Source organism: Comamonas halotolerans (assembly GCF_030162935.1).
GTDB classification, from domain to species: Bacteria; Pseudomonadota; Gammaproteobacteria; order Burkholderiales; family Burkholderiaceae_C; genus Comamonas; species Comamonas halotolerans.
In genome coordinates this window covers 168,014-185,648 of sequence record NZ_JASAUZ010000067.1, presented here as the reverse complement: position 1 = coordinate 185,648, position 17,635 = coordinate 168,014, and the positions used below count along the sequence as shown (strand labels likewise).

The 17,635-nt window shown below is 51.4% G+C and carries 13 protein-coding genes; 12 read left to right on the top strand and 1 reads right to left on the bottom strand.

All coding sequences use genetic code 11. From position 1 onward, the window contains the following. From QEP11_RS17515 to QEP11_RS17485, 7 genes are all read left to right on the top strand, one after another. The coding region (locus QEP11_RS17515; protein WP_284337937.1) for a DUF2345 domain-containing protein at positions 1-376 on the top strand (376 nt) is incomplete at its 5' end. Positions 377-391: 15 nt separating this feature from the next. Then, positions 392-1,231 (top strand): DUF4123 domain-containing protein, encoded by an 840-nt coding sequence (locus tag QEP11_RS17510; RefSeq protein WP_284337936.1) that lies wholly within the window; start codon positions 392-394, stop codon positions 1,229-1,231. A 10-nt stretch (positions 1,232-1,241) separates the two neighbouring features. Further along, a complete protein-coding gene (locus tag QEP11_RS17505; RefSeq protein WP_284337935.1) occupies positions 1,242-3,860 on the top strand; it encodes a T6SS effector BTH_I2691 family protein in 2,619 nt (872 codons plus the stop codon). 1 nt (position 3,861) lies between these two features. Next, the gene (locus QEP11_RS17500) at positions 3,862-4,902 is read left to right on the top strand and encodes a DUF6708 domain-containing protein (RefSeq protein ID WP_284337934.1); all 1,041 of its coding nucleotides are present in this window, start codon (positions 3,862-3,864) and stop codon (positions 4,900-4,902) included. A 74-nt stretch (positions 4,903-4,976) separates the two neighbouring features. Next, positions 4,977-6,020, top strand: a complete 1,044-nt coding sequence (locus tag QEP11_RS17495; RefSeq protein ID WP_284337933.1) for a DUF6708 domain-containing protein — start codon at positions 4,977-4,979, stop codon at positions 6,018-6,020. An 86-nt stretch (positions 6,021-6,106) separates the two neighbouring features. After that, positions 6,107-7,147 (top strand): DUF6708 domain-containing protein, encoded by a 1,041-nt coding sequence (locus QEP11_RS17490; protein WP_284337932.1) that lies wholly within the window; start codon positions 6,107-6,109, stop codon positions 7,145-7,147. Between the two features lie 75 nt (positions 7,148-7,222). Continuing rightward, positions 7,223-8,266 (top strand): DUF6708 domain-containing protein, encoded by a 1,044-nt coding sequence (locus tag QEP11_RS17485; RefSeq protein ID WP_284337931.1) that lies wholly within the window; start codon positions 7,223-7,225, stop codon positions 8,264-8,266. A gap of 496 nt (positions 8,267-8,762) precedes the next feature. Here the strand turns inward: QEP11_RS17485 and QEP11_RS17480 are convergent, their stop codons facing one another. After that, positions 8,763-9,785: a porin gene (locus QEP11_RS17480; RefSeq protein WP_284337941.1), complete on the bottom strand. Its 1,023-nt coding sequence runs from the start codon at positions 9,783-9,785 to the stop codon at positions 8,763-8,765. Between the two features lie 410 nt (positions 9,786-10,195). On the opposite strand from QEP11_RS17480, the gene QEP11_RS17475 reads away from it, so the two are divergent. From QEP11_RS17475 to QEP11_RS17455, 5 genes are all read left to right on the top strand, one after another. Continuing rightward, complete coding sequence (locus QEP11_RS17475; RefSeq protein ID WP_284337930.1) at positions 10,196-13,078, top strand: Hsp70 family protein; 2,883 nt, start codon at positions 10,196-10,198, stop codon at positions 13,076-13,078. 25 nt (positions 13,079-13,103) lie between these two features. Continuing rightward, positions 13,104-13,958, top strand: coding sequence for a hypothetical protein (locus QEP11_RS17470; protein ID WP_284337929.1), 855 nt, complete (start codon positions 13,104-13,106; stop codon positions 13,956-13,958). 45 nt (positions 13,959-14,003) lie between these two features. Beyond that, complete coding sequence (locus QEP11_RS17465; protein WP_284337928.1) at positions 14,004-14,465, top strand: nucleoside deaminase; 462 nt, start codon at positions 14,004-14,006, stop codon at positions 14,463-14,465. Between the two features lie 275 nt (positions 14,466-14,740). After that, positions 14,741-15,721: a Bug family tripartite tricarboxylate transporter substrate binding protein gene (locus tag QEP11_RS17460; RefSeq protein ID WP_349816787.1), complete on the top strand. Its 981-nt coding sequence runs from the start codon at positions 14,741-14,743 to the stop codon at positions 15,719-15,721. Positions 15,722-16,032: 311 nt separating this feature from the next. Further along, positions 16,033-17,619 carry a flavin monoamine oxidase family protein gene (locus QEP11_RS17455; protein WP_284337926.1) on the top strand — a complete coding sequence of 529 codons (1,587 nt, stop codon included), beginning with the start codon at positions 16,033-16,035 and terminating at the stop codon, positions 17,617-17,619. Positions 17,620-17,635: the final 16 nt, after the last annotated feature.

The window sequence follows — 17,635 nt, the reverse complement described above, 5'->3', positions numbered from 1 at the left end:
TTCAGAGCCCAACACGGAGCGCGGCATCAAGCTGCATGCTGCAGATGGTGCGGTGAAGGTGCAAAGCCAGCAAGGCCCCAGCCAGATGGCAGCGCAGCAAAGCGTCACGCTTGCCAGCACAACGCAAGGAGCGAATGTGCTGGCGGCAAAGCATTTGCTGCTCACGGCAGGCGGAGGCTATATCCGGCTGGAAGGGGGCAACATCCAGATTCATGCGCCGGGTGCAGTGACCTTCAAAGCCGGGTCACATAAATTTGTGGGGCCGCAAGCGTCATCGGTGGATCAGCCCAAGTTTCTGAAGTCTGAGCCGAAGATGTGTGAGCTTGGCGCCTTACGGGCCGATTCTGCCGGTGGCGCGGTGGTCCCTTTGGATTGAGGTGGGGCGAACGCTATGACGCTCGACTATTCACCAGTTCTGACGCATGAATACGCCGTCATCAATCCTTTGGATATTCCAGAAGAGCAATACAAAGATTTAAATACATTGCGCTTGATCCCGAGGGGGCTGGACCGACACCAAAAGTTGATGCCATTGCTGTTATCGCTCGAAGATTTATCAACTTTAGAGCGCATGGAGCTGCTGGATCGCTCTAACTTGTGTATCAATGATTTTGGAAAACCATTATTCAGTGGATTGCTGAAATCTTCAGTTCCCATAAAAACACTTCAAGTTCACTGGCAGCGCATAACCATCTGCCGACGACTAAACCCCTGGGGTCGTGTATGGCTGCGTATGCATGACCCTAGAGTGTTTCGGCAACTGTGTTGGGTTTTTGATTCCAGTCAGTTATCAACCTTGATGGGGCTGATTGAATGCTGGAGTTGGCATGACACCATTGAAGGTAGATGGCATGCGCAGGAAAACCCCAAAGCCCCTAAAAATAAATTAGGTGTTCTGGATCTCAGTGATGCGCAATGGAAGATTCTGGATGAAATTGAAGTTCTGAATATGTGTCTGAAGGAAATTCATTACAGCCACGGAGTCAATGCATATGTCAAAGCGGATCCAAAATTTCTGATACATCAAATATTTTCTGCACGCAGCGCAGGGCTGAAAGATAGAGAGGATCTATGTTTATATGCGCTTCAAAGCTACCAATTTGGGGCTCAAATTCATCAGGCACCAGCATTGAACGATTGTCTTAGACTGGCCCAAAGCGGTGAGATAAGTTATGTGAGCGCGTGCCAAAAAATACCAGATGATGCATTTTCTTCGGAATTGAAGTATTGAGGGGGTAGAAATGGGTACAAATAAAAATGCAGAACAGGAACATTGCCCTGACTGTACTCGATTTGGTTTGCCAATAATGCCAGTCAGGTATGCGTTAGCTTGGAATAGCCCTGAATTAAAAACCAAAGCACCCGGGTTAATTGCGCCATTTGGGCAAGGCGTTAATGATATTGCATTGCCAAAAACTGCAATTTACACCCTCCGTAGACTGCGACCTGGTTATCTTTATGTCTTTAACGAAGTACGAGGACAGTGGAAAGCCTATCTGGTGTCTGAAAATTATGAGTTGCAAGAGTTCGACTATAGACAAAAGGCGCCACCCCACACCAATGAGTTGAGCCTGGTTTGTTCGCGACACGGAACTCCTCCACTGGCTGGCTGTGTCATGATTCCAGATGCCGGAAATGCAGGAAAGGTGTGGTTTGCTTTTTCAGATACTCCATGGACTCAGAAAGTCTTTGAAAAACATCGATCTCAAGAATGCCGAAAAAGGCATATGCAAGTTATTGATGTTAAGGCTTGGGTAGATAGTGGTGGTGCTGCCACTCAAGCGCATACGGCTTCCATGGAGAGGATTGGAGACATTGTTTGTGAATACAATGTACCCATTCCAGAAAGAAACAGCCATGATGAAGTTGTTATTGTGGCATATAAATCGTTTTCTCATGCTTCAGATCCGCTCGCGACATTAACTGAAGAAAAGGAAAAATTGATAACCGCAGCCCAAGAGGCTGGGAAACAATGGGGATACCCTCCTGCCATCATTGCAGTCAATGACCCGGTAGGAATTACTGCAGACCTTGCCAGTTTGATAAGAACAGAATTGCAGGAAGAGGTTGTAGTACGGCGTGCCAGTGAGAAAAGGCCTTTGGCAGTAGCTTCTGTGATCAAAGAAATCAAAAAAACTATCACAGCGGATGCAGAGAATCGTCAGATATTTCGCACTGAGATACGTGCACACCAGCTACTGAATGGTGGATATGATCCTGGGGCTCAGGCTGGAATGGCTATTGCTGACTGGCTTTTTCCTGAAAACCGGAAAGCCAGGCAGGAAATTTATGAAGAATGGAGTACCCCAACGCCAGAAGAAATGCAGGAAGCTAGAAAAGATGCTTGGGAAAAATATCAGAAAAAATACGATGAAAAAAAGCTTCTGGCATGGGAGAGCCAGTGGAACCAGCGCTTGGCCAGCTACGACACCTCGGTGCTTTTGCCTTTGGCCAATGCCCATGTGAAATGGATAGAAAGCGAACAGCTATTTAATCACCTCGATTGCAGTCACGAAGACAGTGATCCCGCTTCCATTGAAGGGTATATCAATAAAATAATTCTTGTCATACAAGATACCCAGCAGTATGCGCCATGTTTTGCGCTTTATGAGCGCTGGTTAGCAGCATCAAGCATTGAAAAAAATAATTTGATTCTGCGCGCCCTGGCTTTGAATACAGAGTCCATCGTGCAGGAAATCAATAAATTTACTGGGGATGGACTAAGCCCAGACACGCTGAAAAGCCTGCCCTGGGATCCTTTGATTCAGGCCTATGAGGAGTCTGAAAAGGCCCTGGGAACCGGAGCTAGCAACACCGTTATTCGCATGACATCTGCCATGGGTGGCATATTGGCGAAAATTGCCAATAAAGCCGTGGATGGCGTTATTGGTCCTGGTCTGGTGATGATGGGGGTGATAGCGAAATCACCAGTGGTGATGGTTGAAGCAGTAATGTCCAAGGGCGATGCCATCAAGGAGCTGGTCAGCAGAATGTCTGCAGTTAATCCCAAGGTTTCAGACTTGAGATCTCTCAATAGAGCCATTGAGATTGAAATGCGCAAAGCAAGAATTTATGGGGTTTCTGTGCAGGGAACAGGTAAATTCCGCTATCTGATAATGGCTGATGCAAGAGTGGTGCAGGATTTTCCTGGGGTGGATGCACAGGGCAATGCGCGCAGATTTGCTGAAAACGCAATTCTGACAGAAGCAGACCGCAAGCGTTTGACACAGATGCGCTGGAAAAAATTATTGCCCTCATCCGCAGGGCTTGGGGTTGTGACCGGTATTTTGCAGCTGGTGGCTTTGAGCAAACTGGCCTCAGATCTGGATAGAAGCATGGCCCATGAAAAAAATGAAAACCAAGGGCGGTACCTGGCTGGATGCGCGGCCTTGGCAGGTACATTGGCAGACACTATTGACAAATGGTCTACGAGTGCAGCAGAAGCGGGAAGTAGAGCAGGAAGATTTATTCAAAAATATTGTTCTAGGGTATTGCAATATGCGGCTAAAGCATTAGGTTTTGTTGCCGGAGCAGCAATGACAATATGGGATTCTTATCGTGGTTATCAAGAATTTAAGGAAGGGAACTACGCTGTAGCTTGGCTTTATGCTGGGAGTGCTACTGTGAGTCTGGTCGCAGTATTGTCATTTACTAAATTAGGTGCATTGATTTTTGGCGCAGCTGCTACGGGTGTTGGGATTATTTTGGTTGTTTTGGCTGTTTTAATTGCAGTATTGATTGAGATTTTTAAGGATAATAAGATTCAGGATTGGCTGGAGCGGTGTTATTTTGGTTTGTTTGATAAATACTCTGATTTAAATATTGAAATGCAAGAACTTGATATTGCGTTAAAGGGCTAATATGGACTACGCCGGACTTGATTATAGAAATATCCGCTTTCCTGTGAACCGTCCGCTGACGGAAGAAGAAAAAGAAGGTAGATTTGAGCAAAACAAGAAAGTAAATGCGCTCGCTATGGATTTTATGTCAGTAATTAGTTTTAACTCAAATTATATTGATTTGGTGGATAGATGGTATCGAGTTAAAGGGTTTAATGTGTGGGTCGGAGGTGCTGTGTTTGCAGGTGGCTTAGTTTTGGATCTGCTCCTGTTTTATGCAAGCTATACTTTTATAAATGATCCTAATTTGAATCCTCTGAACTGGATTTTGGTGATCGTGTTTTTTATTGTTTCTTTGTTTATTATTTGGGGAGGATGGTGGTTAATAAGGACAGAATCCTGGAAGTGGACACATTATCCTATACGGATTAATAGGAAAACACGACAAGTTTATTTTTTTCGACAAGATGGAACTGTGTGTACGGCATCTTGGGATGATCTTTATCTGGTGCTTGGTACCGCTAAAAGCCCGCTAACCGATACAACCTATGATTTACGCGCCCATGTCATGGATGAGAGCGGAACCTTGGTAAAGGAGTCATTTACTATAGGCTACCCGTCACCTGTGGCAGAGGCAGACGCCATCGATAATTTCTGGGCTTTCTTGCAACCCTATATGGAAGCATCAGATGGTGTGGAGAAAGCGTATAGTAACCTGAAAGAAAATAGCTATATTTTACCCCTTGATGGACGTAAAGAGGGATGGCGCTGGAGCATATTCAGTAGCTTTTCGGTTGCGGCGCCGTGGCCTTGGTTGCAGTTGATTGCCTCCCCTGCTTTTGGATTGAATGTATTGGGGCGCATGTTTGCCATGTGGACCAGCAAGCTACCTCAATGGCCGGATGAGGTAGCGGCACAAAATCCTGTCGATGCGAATGATCCCTATATTTTGACTTGGAAAGAAAATGTAAGCTTAGGTTGGCGTGATCTATGGTGGCCACTTATTTGTACGTTGGTTGGACTGGCTGCTTTTGTGGCCTTGATAGCTTCTATTTTTATATGATAAGAATATGTCTCAATTGGTTTTTGTTATAAGAAATTGAAATGTGGGAATTTTTATTTCTATAAAATACTGATATGGACTACGCTGGACTTGATTATAGAAATATTCGTTTTCCCGCGAACCGTCCACTGACGGAAGAAGAAAAAAATAGTAGATACTTTCAGAAAAATTCTATAAATAGTCCAGTTTGGGATTATTTGTCAGTTGTTAAATTCAATTCTACTTATATTGATTTGGTGGACAGGTGGTATTCAGTTAAAGGTTTTAATGTTTGGGTAGGAGGTACGGTTATTTCAGGAGGCATGATTGCATGTTTTCTGATATGTTATATGTTGTTTTTATCGGATTGGACATATAAACTAGAATTTCTGGATTGGGCTTTGGGTTTTATTTTTTCTCTATTTGCATTATTTTTTATTTGGGCTGGGTGGTGGTTGGTAAGGACAGAGTCATGGAGGTGGACACATTATCCAATACGTCTCAATAGAAAAACGCGTCAAGTTTATTTTTTTCGACAAGACGGAACCGTGTGTACGGCATCTTGGGATGATCTTTATCTGGTGCTCGGAAAATCTAAAAGCGCATTGACAGATACCACTTATGATTTACGCGCCCATGTTATGGATGAGAGTGGAACGTTAGTGAAGGAATCCTTTTCTATGGGTTATGCATCTTTGGCGGCTGAAGCTGATGATATTGATAATTTCTGGGCTTTTTTGCAGCCCTATATGGAAGCTTCAGATGGCGTGGAGAAAACGTATAAACACTTGAAAGAAAATAGCTATCTTTTGCCTATAGATGGGCGTAAAGAGGGGTGGCGCTGGAGCATCTTCCGTGGCTTTTTGCTTATTGCACCATGGCCGTGGTTTCAGTTGATTGCTTCACCTGTTTTTGGCTTGAATGTATTGGGGCGCATGTTTGCCATGTGGACCAGCAAGCTACCCCAGTGGCCTGAGGAGGTTGAGGCGCTCAATCCAGTCGATGAGAATGATCCCTATGTTTTGAGTTGGAAAAATAATAAAAAATTGGGCTGGCGTGAGCTTTGGTGGCCACTAATTTGTACATTGATTGGATTGTTGGCTTTTTTTAGTATGGTGGCATATGCCTTTTTGAGGTAGCACATAGAAATTTACACTAAATCGTATCGAATCCACACCATTAGAAATTGAATTTTCTGGAATTCATATTTTTATATAGAGCTAATATGGACTACGCTGGACTTGATTATAGAAATATTCGTTTTCCTGTGAACCGCCCACTTACAGATGAAGAGAAAAATAGCAGATATTTCCAAAAAAAAATAAAAGATGCTCCAGTAAGAGATTTTTTATCAGTGATTAGTTTTAATTCTAGATATATAGATTTGGTGGATAGGTGGTATTCAGTTAAAGGGTTTAATGTATGGATGGGGGGAGGCATTGCTTCTTGCGGTTTTGGTTTGTTCTTAGTCGCTTTGTATATTTCTTTTTTGTCTGATAGAAATGCTGGTTTTGGGGTCTTGCATTTGGTTTTGGGTTTTATATTTTCGATAGGTTCATTATTTATTATATGGGCGGGGTGGTGGTTAATAAGATCAGAGTCTTGGCGGTGGACACATTATCCTATAAGGCTCAATAGAAAAACACGGCAGGTTTATTTTTTTAGACAAAATGGAACGGTGTGCACAGCATCTTGGGATGATCTTTATATTGTGCTTGGTACCGCTAAAAGTCCATTTGCAGATACTACTTATGATTTACGCGCCCATGTTATGGATGAGAGTGGAACCTTGGTGAAGGAGTCATTTTCTATCGGTTACCCATCCATGACAGGAGATGCGCAGTCTATCGACAAATTTTGGGCTTTTTTACAGCCCTATATGGAAGCTCCAGACGGAGTAGAAAAAACTTTTAAGCACTTAAAAGAAAATGCTTATCTTTTGCCTATTGATGGGCGCAAAGAGGGGTGGCGTTGGAGCATATTCCGTGTATTTTTGATTGGATATCATTGGCCTGTATTGCAATTGATTACCTCTCCTTTGTCTGGGCTTAATGTATTGGGTCGAATATTTGCTATGTGGACCAGCAAGATACCGAAATGGCCGGAGGAGATAGAGGCGCTGAATCCAGTAGATGCTGAAGATCCCTATATTTTGAGTTGGAAAAACAACGGAGTTTTGGGGTGGCGCGAGGTTTGGTGGCCGCTTATTTGTACGGTGATTGGCTTGATTGCTTTTTTCGGTCTGATTGCATATATTTTTATATGACTAGACTGTATATTGGCAGGATTAAATTATCAAAAATTTTAAGTATCTATATTTATATTTCAATAGATTGCTGATATGGACTATGCTGGGCTTGATTATAGAAATATTCGTTTTCCAGTGGATCGTCCACTGACGGAAGAAGAAAAGAATAATAGATATTTGCAAGGAAGGTCAATAAATAGTCCTGCTATGGATTATATGTCGGTCATTAATTTTAACTCTAATTATATTGATTTGGTGGATAGATGGTATTTCGTTAAAGGATTTAATACCTGGCTTGGCATATGTGTGATTTTTTTTGGTATATTTGCAATATTTGCAATGGTGTTCGGTTTGTTTTTGTCTGAAAATAGATTGAATGTTAGTTATTTGGATTATTTATTATTTTTTATATTTACAATGCTTTCATTTTTTTTGGTTTTTGCTGGCTATTGGTTGGTGCGGACAGAGACCGCACGCTGGACACATTATCCAATGCGCCTCAATAGAAAGACACGACAAGTTTATTTTTTCCGGCAAAATGGAACCGTGTGTACGGCATCTTGGGATGACCTTTATCTGGTGCTTGGTACCGCCAAAAGCCCGCTCACCGATACAACCTATGATTTACGCGCCCATGTTATGGATGAGAGTGGAACCTTGGTGAAGGAGTCATTTACTATAGGCTACCCATCACCTGTGGCAGAGGCAGACGCCGTTGATAATTTCTGGGCTTTCTTGCAACCCTATATGGAAGCATCAGATGGTGTGGAGAAAGCGTATAGTAACCTGAAAGAAAATAGCTATATTTTACCCCTTGATGGACGTAAAGAGGGATGGCGCTGGAGCATATTCAGTAGCTTTTCGGTTGCGGCGCCGTGGCCTTGGTTGCAGTTGATTGCCTCCCCTGCTTTTGGATTGAATGTATTGGGGCGCATGTTTGCCATGTGGACCAGCAAGCTACCTCAATGGCCGGATGAGATAGCGGCACAAAATCCTGTCGATGCGAATGATCCCTATATTTTAACTTGGAAAGAAAATGCAAGTTTAGGTTGGCGTGATCTTTGGTGGCCGCTTATTTGTACTGTGGTTGGATTGGCAGTATTTTTTGGGTTGATTGCATCTATTTTTATGGGTTAAAAATAAGAAATTTTTGTTTTTAATAATTTAAAATAAAACTCTGAAAATTTTATATTCAATATAATTTTGATATGGAATACGGCAGACTCTATTATATAAAAATTCGTTATTGTGTGAATTGAATATTGATGGCAGATTTTTAAAGTAAATAAAAAATTTCCTTTCTATATATTTTTAGGTAATTATTTTTGATTCTACATATTGATTGTGTGGATGGAGGGTATCCAGCACAAGGGCTTATTCAGTGCTGTTCGGAGTCCGGGTTGAATGGGCAAGGACAAACGGCGGAGATTTGGGTGGACAGAGTCCATTGATGCAGATGCCGCCAGATAGCCTTGCTTGATGAATGAAGCCCGCTGTCCGTGAGGTCAGCGGGCTTGTCTACGTTTCTCGTCTTTCGTCTTACTTATTTAGGTCTTGCCACAAGTCGCTTTAGCTGGGGCAAGGCACTGGCTGCTGGGTGGCGATTGGTGCTCAGGCTGTTGACCGTGCACTTTTAGAAAGCATGGCGTAAACCTACGCCAAAGGTGCTTGCATCGTCGCCATAGTTCACGCCACTTTTGAATCCGTAGCCATACCGTGCATTCGCCTCGTTGAGGTACTTGGTGTAGAGCGCATAGACCTTGGTGCGCTTGCTCAGGTTGAAGTTGTAGCCCAACATGATCTGGCGCGAACCACTGTGCGCCTGTCGGCTCCAGTCGCCAGCCCAGGCGTAGCCAATCACAAACTCTGATGCGCCGGTGGTGTACATGGCGTTGATACGGGCAGAGTTGCGGGTGCCGCAGCCACCGTGTGCGGCATTGCAGTAGCCGCCGGAGGTGGCGTCTTTGGCTCGCTGGTAATACGCACCGATCTGGAATGATGCATGTGTGTAGTGCGCCCGCAGCCCCCACTGGTTGTTGTCACCACGCTTGGTATAGCCAGCGCCCCAGGACCAGTCGCCACGCACCAAGTTGGCGGCGAGGTCCACGCTGTTTTTCATGTCGCTGTCAGGATCTTTTTCATGCATGGACATGGCGGCTTCCACCGTGAGGCCACCCATGGTGGGTGTGGTGTACGAGATGCCGTTGGTGCTGCGGCTGATGCTGTAGTACATGGCGTCCGAGACCGAGCCTGTGTCATGGTTGGGCTGGTCCAGCACGCCGTAGTCAGCCACAAAGTCGTAGGAGCTTCCACCAGAGCGGCCCATTTGTAGTTTGCCAAAGTCACCAGCCAGATAGACATTGCTCTTGCGGCCAAACGAGATGCCTCCCGTGTTGAGCATGCCCGCGCCTGTGTCGGACTGAAAACCGGCTTCAAGACCAAAGCCTGCCTTGAGCCCGTGACCAAGTTCTTCGCGGCCATAAAAACCGATGCGCGAGTTGTTGTTGACCATGGCGTTCACAGACTTGCCGTCTACCGTCTGGTGCTCCAGCGAGGTGTTGATACGCCCATAAATGGTGAGGCTGGCTTGCGCGAAGGCGGCGCAGGCGCTGGTCATGGTCAGGAGGGCGAGGGTGGTGCGTGAGAGAAGATGCATAGCTGTGCGGTAACCCGTGAGTCGAAGAGAGAACCGTGAAAAGGCATGGATGGAGGGATAGGTCAGAGCAGGGCGCGGCGCGGCAGGCGGCGGGGTGGCGCGGCTGACAGTGGGATGCAGCACAAATACGCGGTGTCTGTACAGGCGGAAAAGACCAAGGGCAAAACGGTTGCTGGAGCGCGGCAATGGCGTTTTCTCTGAAAAGTGCATGGCTGCCTTTGCGTTGCAGTGAAGGAGAAAATGAACCCGTTGAACGATTCGTCCTTCACATGGCAATTAGCGTGCCAAGTCTGTGCACCTGTTGATGTGGCGGCGAGAGGATGCAGGGTCTCTGTCTGAGGTGTGCCAATCAGGGCTTCGCTCTTGCTACGATCAGCCCCAATTAGTTCCGGTATTGCGCGTCATTTCCCATGCATTCCTCTGAGCCTCACTTCATCGTCGGCATTGACTTAGGCACCAGCCATACCGTGGTGGCCTATGCGCCGTTGATGGGGCCGGCGCAGGACATTGCGTTGCTGGAGGTGCCGCAGCGCATTTCAGCCACGGAGGTACGCCAGGAAACCTTGCTGCCTTCTGTGCGCTACCAGGCCGCGCAGGGTGAGCTGGGCGATGCCTGGCAGCAGCCCTGGCCGCCGCAGGGTGCCAGCGATGCCGCGCCTGCGGTGATTGGCCGCTGGGCACGTGACCTGGGAGCCTCAGTGCCTGCACGGCTGGTTGCCAGTGCCAAGAGCTGGCTGTCCCACACGGGGGTGGACCGCACAGCCCCCATCCTGCCGTGGGGTGCCGGGGAGGATGTGGCCAAGATTTCACCTTTGGCTGCCTCGGCTTCGTATCTCTCACATATTCAAACTGTGTGGGATCGCGCGCATCCTGCTGCGCCCTTGCACGCGCAGGTGGTGGTGCTGACGGTGCCCGCTTCGTTTGACGAAGGCGCGCGTGCATTGACGTTGGAAGCTGCGCAGTTGGCGGGCTTGCCGCAGGTGCAGTTGCTGGAAGAGCCCAAGGCGGCTTTCCATGACTGGCTGGTGCTGCAAAGCGCGCAATTGCAGCAGCAACTGGCGGACAGCCGCCTGGTGCTGGTGGTGGACGTGGGTGGCGGCACCACGGACTTGACGCTGATTCGCGTGGAGGCGGCCCAGAATGGCGGTTTGCCCACGCTCACGCGCACAGCGGTGGGCGAGCATTTGATGCTGGGCGGTGACAACATGGATCTGGCGATTGCCCACCAGCTGGAGCCACAACTCTCGGGCGGTAAGCAGCGCCTGCCCGCTGCCCGTTTTGCGCACCTGGTGCAGCGCTGCCGCCTTGCCAAAGAGCAATTGCTGGCTGCCGATGCGCCTGAGCAGGTCAATATCACGCTGCTCGGGGGTGGTAGCCGTTTGCTGGCTGCCACGCAAAGCGCCACGCTCACGCGGGCGCAGGTGCAGCAGTGGGTGGTGGAGGGCTTTTTGCCTTTGGCGCAGATTGGCGATACACCCGGCAAGCGGCAGGGGGCGCTGCGTGGCTTTGGTCTGCCGTACCCGGCCGATGCAGCCATCAGCCGGCATCTGGCGCATTTTCTGGCGCAGCATGCAGCAGGCGAGATGCCTGATACCGTGCTGCTGAATGGGGGCGTATTCCACGCCCATGCCCTGGCGCAGCGCCTGACGCAGCAGTTGAGTCAATGGCGCGGCAGCCCTGTGCGGGTGCTGCACAATCCGCACCCCGATTGGGCAGTGGCACGCGGCGCAGCAGCTTCGGGTCTGGCGCGCTGGCAGGCTGAACAAGTAGCACGCGCGCAGACGGCTCAGGTGCCGCAGGCACAATCACTGGCTAGTCAGCCTGACCGTGCTCTGTTGCCCATGATCGGAGGGGGCTCGGCGCGCAGCTATTGCTTGCTGCTGCCGGGCAAAAAAGGCGCCGCGCCGCAGCTTGTCTGCCTGTTGCCCAAGGGCACGGAAGAAGGTGTGCGTGTGGTGCTCTCTGGTCGCCGTTTTGCGCTCAAGCTGGGGCAGGCTGTGCGTTTTGCGTTGCTGGCACACAGCGGAAATGTGGCGCCTCAGGCGGGGCAGTTGCTGCCCCTGGAGGGCGATGGCTGGGTGGAACTGCCGCCGCTGTCCACCGTGCTGCCTGCGCTTGAAGGGCAAGCGGCCACCCAGGTGGAGGTGCAGCTGCAAGCCTGCATGACCGAAGTGGGCACGCTGGAGGTGCGTTGTGTGCGCTTGCTGGATGGTGTGGCAGACCCCGAGCAATCCTGGTTGCTGCCGTTTGCTGTGCGTGGTGCGTTGGGGCAGGTGGCGGAGACGGCCAGTGCCGAGAGTGCTGAGAGCGCCAGCACAGAAGGCGCCAAGCGGGTGAGCGCGTCTGAGCAGAAATTGCCCGATGCCGTGGCGCTGATCGAGCGCATTTTTGGCACACAGGCGCAGGAAGTCAGCGCCAGGGAAGTGCGGCAGTTGCGTCAGGCGCTGGAAAAGTTGCTGGGGCCACGCGAGGGCTGGAATGTGGCCTTGCTGCGTGCACTGTTTGATGCTTTGCTGGCGCGTGTCAGGCGCCGCCGCCGTACGGCTGAGCATGAGCGCGTGTGGTTCAATCTTGCTGGCTGGTGTTTGCGCCCTGGCGTGGGTGCGCAGCTGGATGCATGGCGTATTCAGCAGGTGTGGGACTTGTATGCCCAGGGCCTTGGGCATCCAAAGGAAACCGCCAACTGGACGGAGTGGTGGGTGTTCTGGCGCCGCGTGGCAGCGGGTCTGAACGAGGAGCAGCAAATGCAGGTGCTGGAAGCGGTAGCTTCAGCCATGCAGAAAACCGTGCAGCAAGCCACGCAGCGCAATGGCGGTAAAAGCAGCCATGGCAGCTATGACGACATGTTGCGCCTGTTTGCCGCCATGGAGGCCGTGCCTTGGCAATATCGTCAGGAAATGGGGCAGTGGATGCTGCAGCGCCTGCAACGCCCGAACGAAACCGCGCACACATGGTGGGCCATTGGCCGTTTGGCGGCTCGCCATTCGCTGGCGGCCAATGCGCATCTGGTGATGCCGCCTGCTGCGGCAATGGAGTTTTTGCAAGCCGCTCTGGAGCAGGACTGGCGCAAAAACGAGACAGCGATGTTTGCCGCCGTGCAGATGGCGCGCATGACCGGCGATGTGGCGCGTGATATGCCCGACAGCGTGCGCGCTCAGGTGCTGGAGAAAATGCGCGCTGCGGCAGCACCTGCACGCTGGATGGAGCTGGTGCAGCAGGTGGTGCATATGGAAGCGGAAGACCAGAAACGCAGCCTTGGTGACAGCTTGCCGCCGGGGCTGGTGTTGCTGTGAGGCTTGTGAGTACAAGGGATACGATTTGAACCAAGCAGGATTAAAACGGCTGAACACTTCGCAACTGAGCCCGCAAGACCGCCAGCAGCGCAACCAGCGCAACAAGATCGCCAAATCGGTGCGCTATGCGTTCAAGCCTGCATGGACACTGAATGCTTTGCTGCGCCGCAGCTTGAGTGCGCTCAATGTGGCTCACGATTGCGGCGACGCTGTGGATTTCGCGCTGCACCCTGCGTGGGTGCAGGAATGTTTGGGTCAGCGGCTGGTATTGCAGATCCCGTTGGAGAAAATTCGCTTCCATATGGCTGACTGGCTGGAGCTGGGCGACAGGCGTTTGCATACCAGCGACTATTTTCTGGCCTATGGTGATTTGGTTCCCGCTCGCTATGAGATGTCACGTCTGCCTGTGCTTCGGGAAGTGCAAGAGCTGATGGCTGCAGGCTGGCAGTGTGAGCACACCCCCACGTATGCGCAGCTGGTGAAAGCCATGGAGCAGCAACGGCCTGTGGTACGCCAGCAAATCCGGCTGGACAGTCTGGAGAAAATACAGGCCTATTTCCAGCGATTTCATGCGCTGCATGCATCCGTGGCCCAACATGGCGTACTTTCCAACAAAGAAGTGGCGCAAAAGTTGGGGCTGGAAAGCGACCGGGAAATCGGCATTGCCCTGGATCGTGATGGCGCTGTGGTGAAGTTGCATGGCGGCAAACATCGCTTTGCCCTGGCGGTGGCCCACCAGTTGAAAACCATTCCTGTGGAGCTGCGCATGGTGCATGCGCAAGCACTGTCTGAGGTTTGTCTGACCCGGGGGTGTTCTCCGGTACAGGCCATCGTGTGGCTGGTAAAAAACCTCGAGTCAAACCTGGAGCACAGGGTTTGAAGGCATATCGCTCTGCCTTTTGGAGCACGTGAGAGATGGATCGCTATGAACTACAAAGCCTCTGAAGTACAAGCCATGGCTCTGGCCATTGAAGCATCGCGAAAAGCACGCGCGGCAGGAGATACGCCGTTTGGCGCGACCCTGGTGTCGCCGCAAGGGGAGGTTTTGCTCACTGCACGCAACATGCAGAACACCACCAGCGATTGCACTGCCCACGCCGAACTGGTGCTGGTGCGCGAGGCCACCGCCAAGCTGGGGGCCGCAAGCTTGCAAGGCAGTACGGTGTTTGCCAGTGCAGAGCCTTGTGCCATGTGCAGCGGTGCCATGTTCTGGGCTGGTATCTCCCGCGTGGTGTTTGCAGCCACCACGCAAGATATTGCCGAGGCACTGGGAGGCCCGTCTTTGCCTGCACGCTGTGCGCAGGTGCTGGGCCCGGCACAGCCAAGCGTGCTTGTGCAAGAGGGCTTATTGCGTGAGGAGGCCGTTGCGGCTTTGAACGGACGCTAGGCTTGCCGAATCAGCGAGGTCAGGGGCCCAATCTGACAGAACGCTGGCAGCCCATGCGCTTTTGTCCGAGCGCAGGTGCATGCCTGCCTATGATTTCCCCTATCTCTTCTCAAGACCGACTGGCGCGAACATCCTTGCCCTGGCGGTACTTGCCACTGCGCAGCCTGGGCGACACGCCTGCGCAATCTCTTGCAGGCCACAAGCCGCAAGTTCGCCTCTCAGGAGCCATGCATGCTGCTGCGTGGTTCATGTCCATTGACGTACTTGGAGTTGTGATGCCAAAGCACACTGCTTTTTCCCGCCGCCATGCCTTGCTGGCTGCATCTGTTGTTGTTTCCTGTGCGGCGGTGCCGATGGTCTTTGCGCAAAGCAACTGGCCGAGCAAGCCGATCACCTTTGTCGTGCCTCAAAATCCTGGCGGTGCCAATGATGTGATTGCTCGTGCGGTGGCGCAGGGTTTGGAGAACACCTTGGGCCAGCCGGTCATTGTGGAAAACCGCCCGGGTGCCAACGGCAATCTGGGCACAGCGCAGGTAGCCCGCAGTGCGCCCGATGGACATACTTTTCTGGTGACAGCGCAAAGCGCACACACCATCAATCCTGCGCTGTATTCCAGAACCGGCTTTGATCCGATCAAGGATTTTGCACCGGTGATGCAACTGGCGGTGGCACCCTATCTGCTGGTGGTGAATCCTAAGTTTCCGGCAAAGACTTTGGATGAACTTGTGGTCTATGCCAAGGCACATCCCAATCAGGTTGAATATGCGTCTGCAGGCAATGGCACGCTCAACCATTTGCTGGGCGAGATGTTGAAAAAGCAAAAGGGTATCGAGTTGCTGCACGTGCCGTACAAGGGGGCTGCCGCTGCTGCTACCGACGTGGTTGCTGGGCAGTTGCCTGTGACTTTTGGCAGCTTTCCGGGCGTGATGCCTTTTGTCAGCAGTGGCAAGCTGCGCGTGTTGGGCGTGGCCTCCGACAAACCAACCCCTCTGGCCCCAGAGATTCCCGTGCTTAAGGATTTGGCCGTGACGTCCTGGTATGGCCTGTTTGCACCTGCTGGCACGCCGCAGCCGATCATCGACAGGCTGCACTCGTCGATCAAGCAAGTGCTGGCAACACCCGTCATGCAAGAGCGTTTGAAAACGCTGGGTGCCGAGCCCGTGGACTCCAGTCCCAAGACTTTTGCCGCCAGCTTGCCTGCGGAGCTGGCACATTGGAAAACCGTGGTGGATGCGTCGGGAGCACGCATCGATTAGCACCACCACCTAGCAATCCATAAGGCCCGTTTCGACGGGCTTTTTCTTTGGGTCTTGCACTGGTCTTTTTGCCTGCAAGCATGCCCGCAAGCACGACACCATGGTGAAAACGGTTGCACAGTTTTGATGCGCATGCAACCACTATGGTTCAGCGCAAAGATCGGGGGCGCAGCTTTTCGGTGCAGATTTCGTGGCTACAAGCAATGGCACCCAGGGCTTTATTGCGATGCGGTGTTCTGGCACAGGTGTTGCAAAGGAAGTTGCTGCATGCACGTTGGAGGCATGACTCATAACAACTGAAAGCCTGATCTATGCCAGAAGTACATATGCCGCTGACACGGCGCAAATTGCTCACGATGATTGGTCAAGCCGCGGGTGGTGCGGTGATGTATCAAGCCATGTCCAGTCTAGGCCATGCGGCACAGTCGACCTACCAAGGGCCTGTGCAACTGGGCAAGGCCAAGCCTGGCGCTTCTGTGGTGGTGCTGGGCGCTGGCCTTGCAGGCATGGTGGCTGCCGTGGAACTGCGCAATGCGGGCTACAAGGTGACGGTGCTGGAGTACCAGGGGCGCGCTGGCGGACGTGCGTGGACCTTGCGTGGCGGTGATACGTTCACAGAGCTGGATGGCACCACGCAGACAGTCGGATTTGCCAAGGGCAACTATCTCAATCCTGGCCCATGGCGAGTGCCCCACAACCACCACGCCATGATGGATCTGTACCGTCGTTACGGGGTGCAGCTGGAGGCATTCAATCAGGTGAATCACAATGCCTATGTGCACAACAGCAAGGCGTTTGGAGGCAAACCACAGCGTTTTCGGCATATCTCGACCGACTTCCGGGGACACGTTTCTGAGTTGCTGGCCAAAGCTGCGAACCAGGGCGGGCTGGATTCCGCGATCAGCAAGGAAGATACAGAGAAACTGCTTGCGAGTTTGAAGAGCTTTGGGGCGCTGGACAAGGATTACCGCTATGTCTCTAGCTTGCATACCAGTGAGTACCGCGGCTACGACGTGGACCCTGCTGGCGGTCTGATGGCGCGAGCCAAGGCATCACAACCGATTGGCCTGACCGAGATTTTGCAATCCAATTTGTGGGCGCAAATCGGGGCAGGCAATCTGACGGAATTTCACAGCACCATCTTCCAGCCGGCTGGTGGTATGGACATGCTGGCCAAGGCAATGGCCAGGGATTTGGGGCATGCCATTCAGTACAACGCCAAGGTGACGAAGATTGCACAGAACGACAAAGCAGTCACGGTCAGCTACACCCGTGATGGCGCGCAGCAGCAAGTCCAGGCGGACTGGTGTGTGTGCACCATCCCTGCATCCATCCTGAGCCAGCTCGATATTCAGGTGGGCGACAAGATGCGTGCTGGTATTGAGGCATTGCCTTATGGCAGCTCCATGAAGATCGGTCTGGAATTCAAGCGCCGCTTCTGGGAAGAAGACGAGCGAATTTACGGCGGCATTACGAATACCGACCTGCCTATCCAGCAGATCTCTTATCCCTCCAACGATTACATGCGCCCGGGCCCGGCGGTGTTGCTGGGCGCGTATTCGTTTGACAACACCAATGCCTATCGCTTCTCTTCGCTCACACCCAAGGAGCGTATTCGCTTGGCGCTGGAATATGGCAGCCAGATTCATCCGCAATACAAGCAGGAGTTCCTCAACGGTACATCGGTAGCGTGGCATCGCATGGGCTGGATTCAAGGGTGTTTCGGTGCGTGGACTGACGATTTGCGCGCGCAGCATTACGACAACATGGCTCAGATTGATAACCGGCTGGTGCTGGCTGGTGAGCACATTTCATTCATTCCTGCATGGCAGGAGGGGGCAGTGCTGTCGTCACTGGATGCCATCCAGCGCCTGCATGCCAAGGCCATGAGCATTTGAGCTGAATACCGCACGA

Coding starts and splice junctions, on each gene's coding strand:
- QEP11_RS17460 (WP_349816787.1), top strand. CDS start 14,741: ATGCCAAAGCACACTGCTTTTTCCCGCCGCCATGCCTTGCTGGCTGCA.
- QEP11_RS17500 (WP_284337934.1), top strand. CDS start 3,862: ATGGACTACGCCGGACTTGATTATAGAAATATCCGCTTTCCTGTGAAC.
- QEP11_RS17505 (WP_284337935.1), top strand. CDS start 1,242: ATGGGTACAAATAAAAATGCAGAACAGGAACATTGCCCTGACTGTACT.
- QEP11_RS17510 (WP_284337936.1), top strand. CDS start 392: ATGACGCTCGACTATTCACCAGTTCTGACGCATGAATACGCCGTCATC.
- QEP11_RS17475 (WP_284337930.1), top strand. CDS start 10,196: ATGCATTCCTCTGAGCCTCACTTCATCGTCGGCATTGACTTAGGCACC.
- QEP11_RS17455 (WP_284337926.1), top strand. CDS start 16,033: ATGCCAGAAGTACATATGCCGCTGACACGGCGCAAATTGCTCACGATG.
- QEP11_RS17490 (WP_284337932.1), top strand. CDS start 6,107: ATGGACTACGCTGGACTTGATTATAGAAATATTCGTTTTCCTGTGAAC.
- QEP11_RS17480 (WP_284337941.1), bottom strand. CDS start 9,785: ATGCATCTTCTCTCACGCACCACCCTCGCCCTCCTGACCATGACCAGC.
- QEP11_RS17485 (WP_284337931.1), top strand. CDS start 7,223: ATGGACTATGCTGGGCTTGATTATAGAAATATTCGTTTTCCAGTGGAT.
- QEP11_RS17465 (WP_284337928.1), top strand. CDS start 14,004: ATGAACTACAAAGCCTCTGAAGTACAAGCCATGGCTCTGGCCATTGAA.
- QEP11_RS17495 (WP_284337933.1), top strand. CDS start 4,977: ATGGACTACGCTGGACTTGATTATAGAAATATTCGTTTTCCCGCGAAC.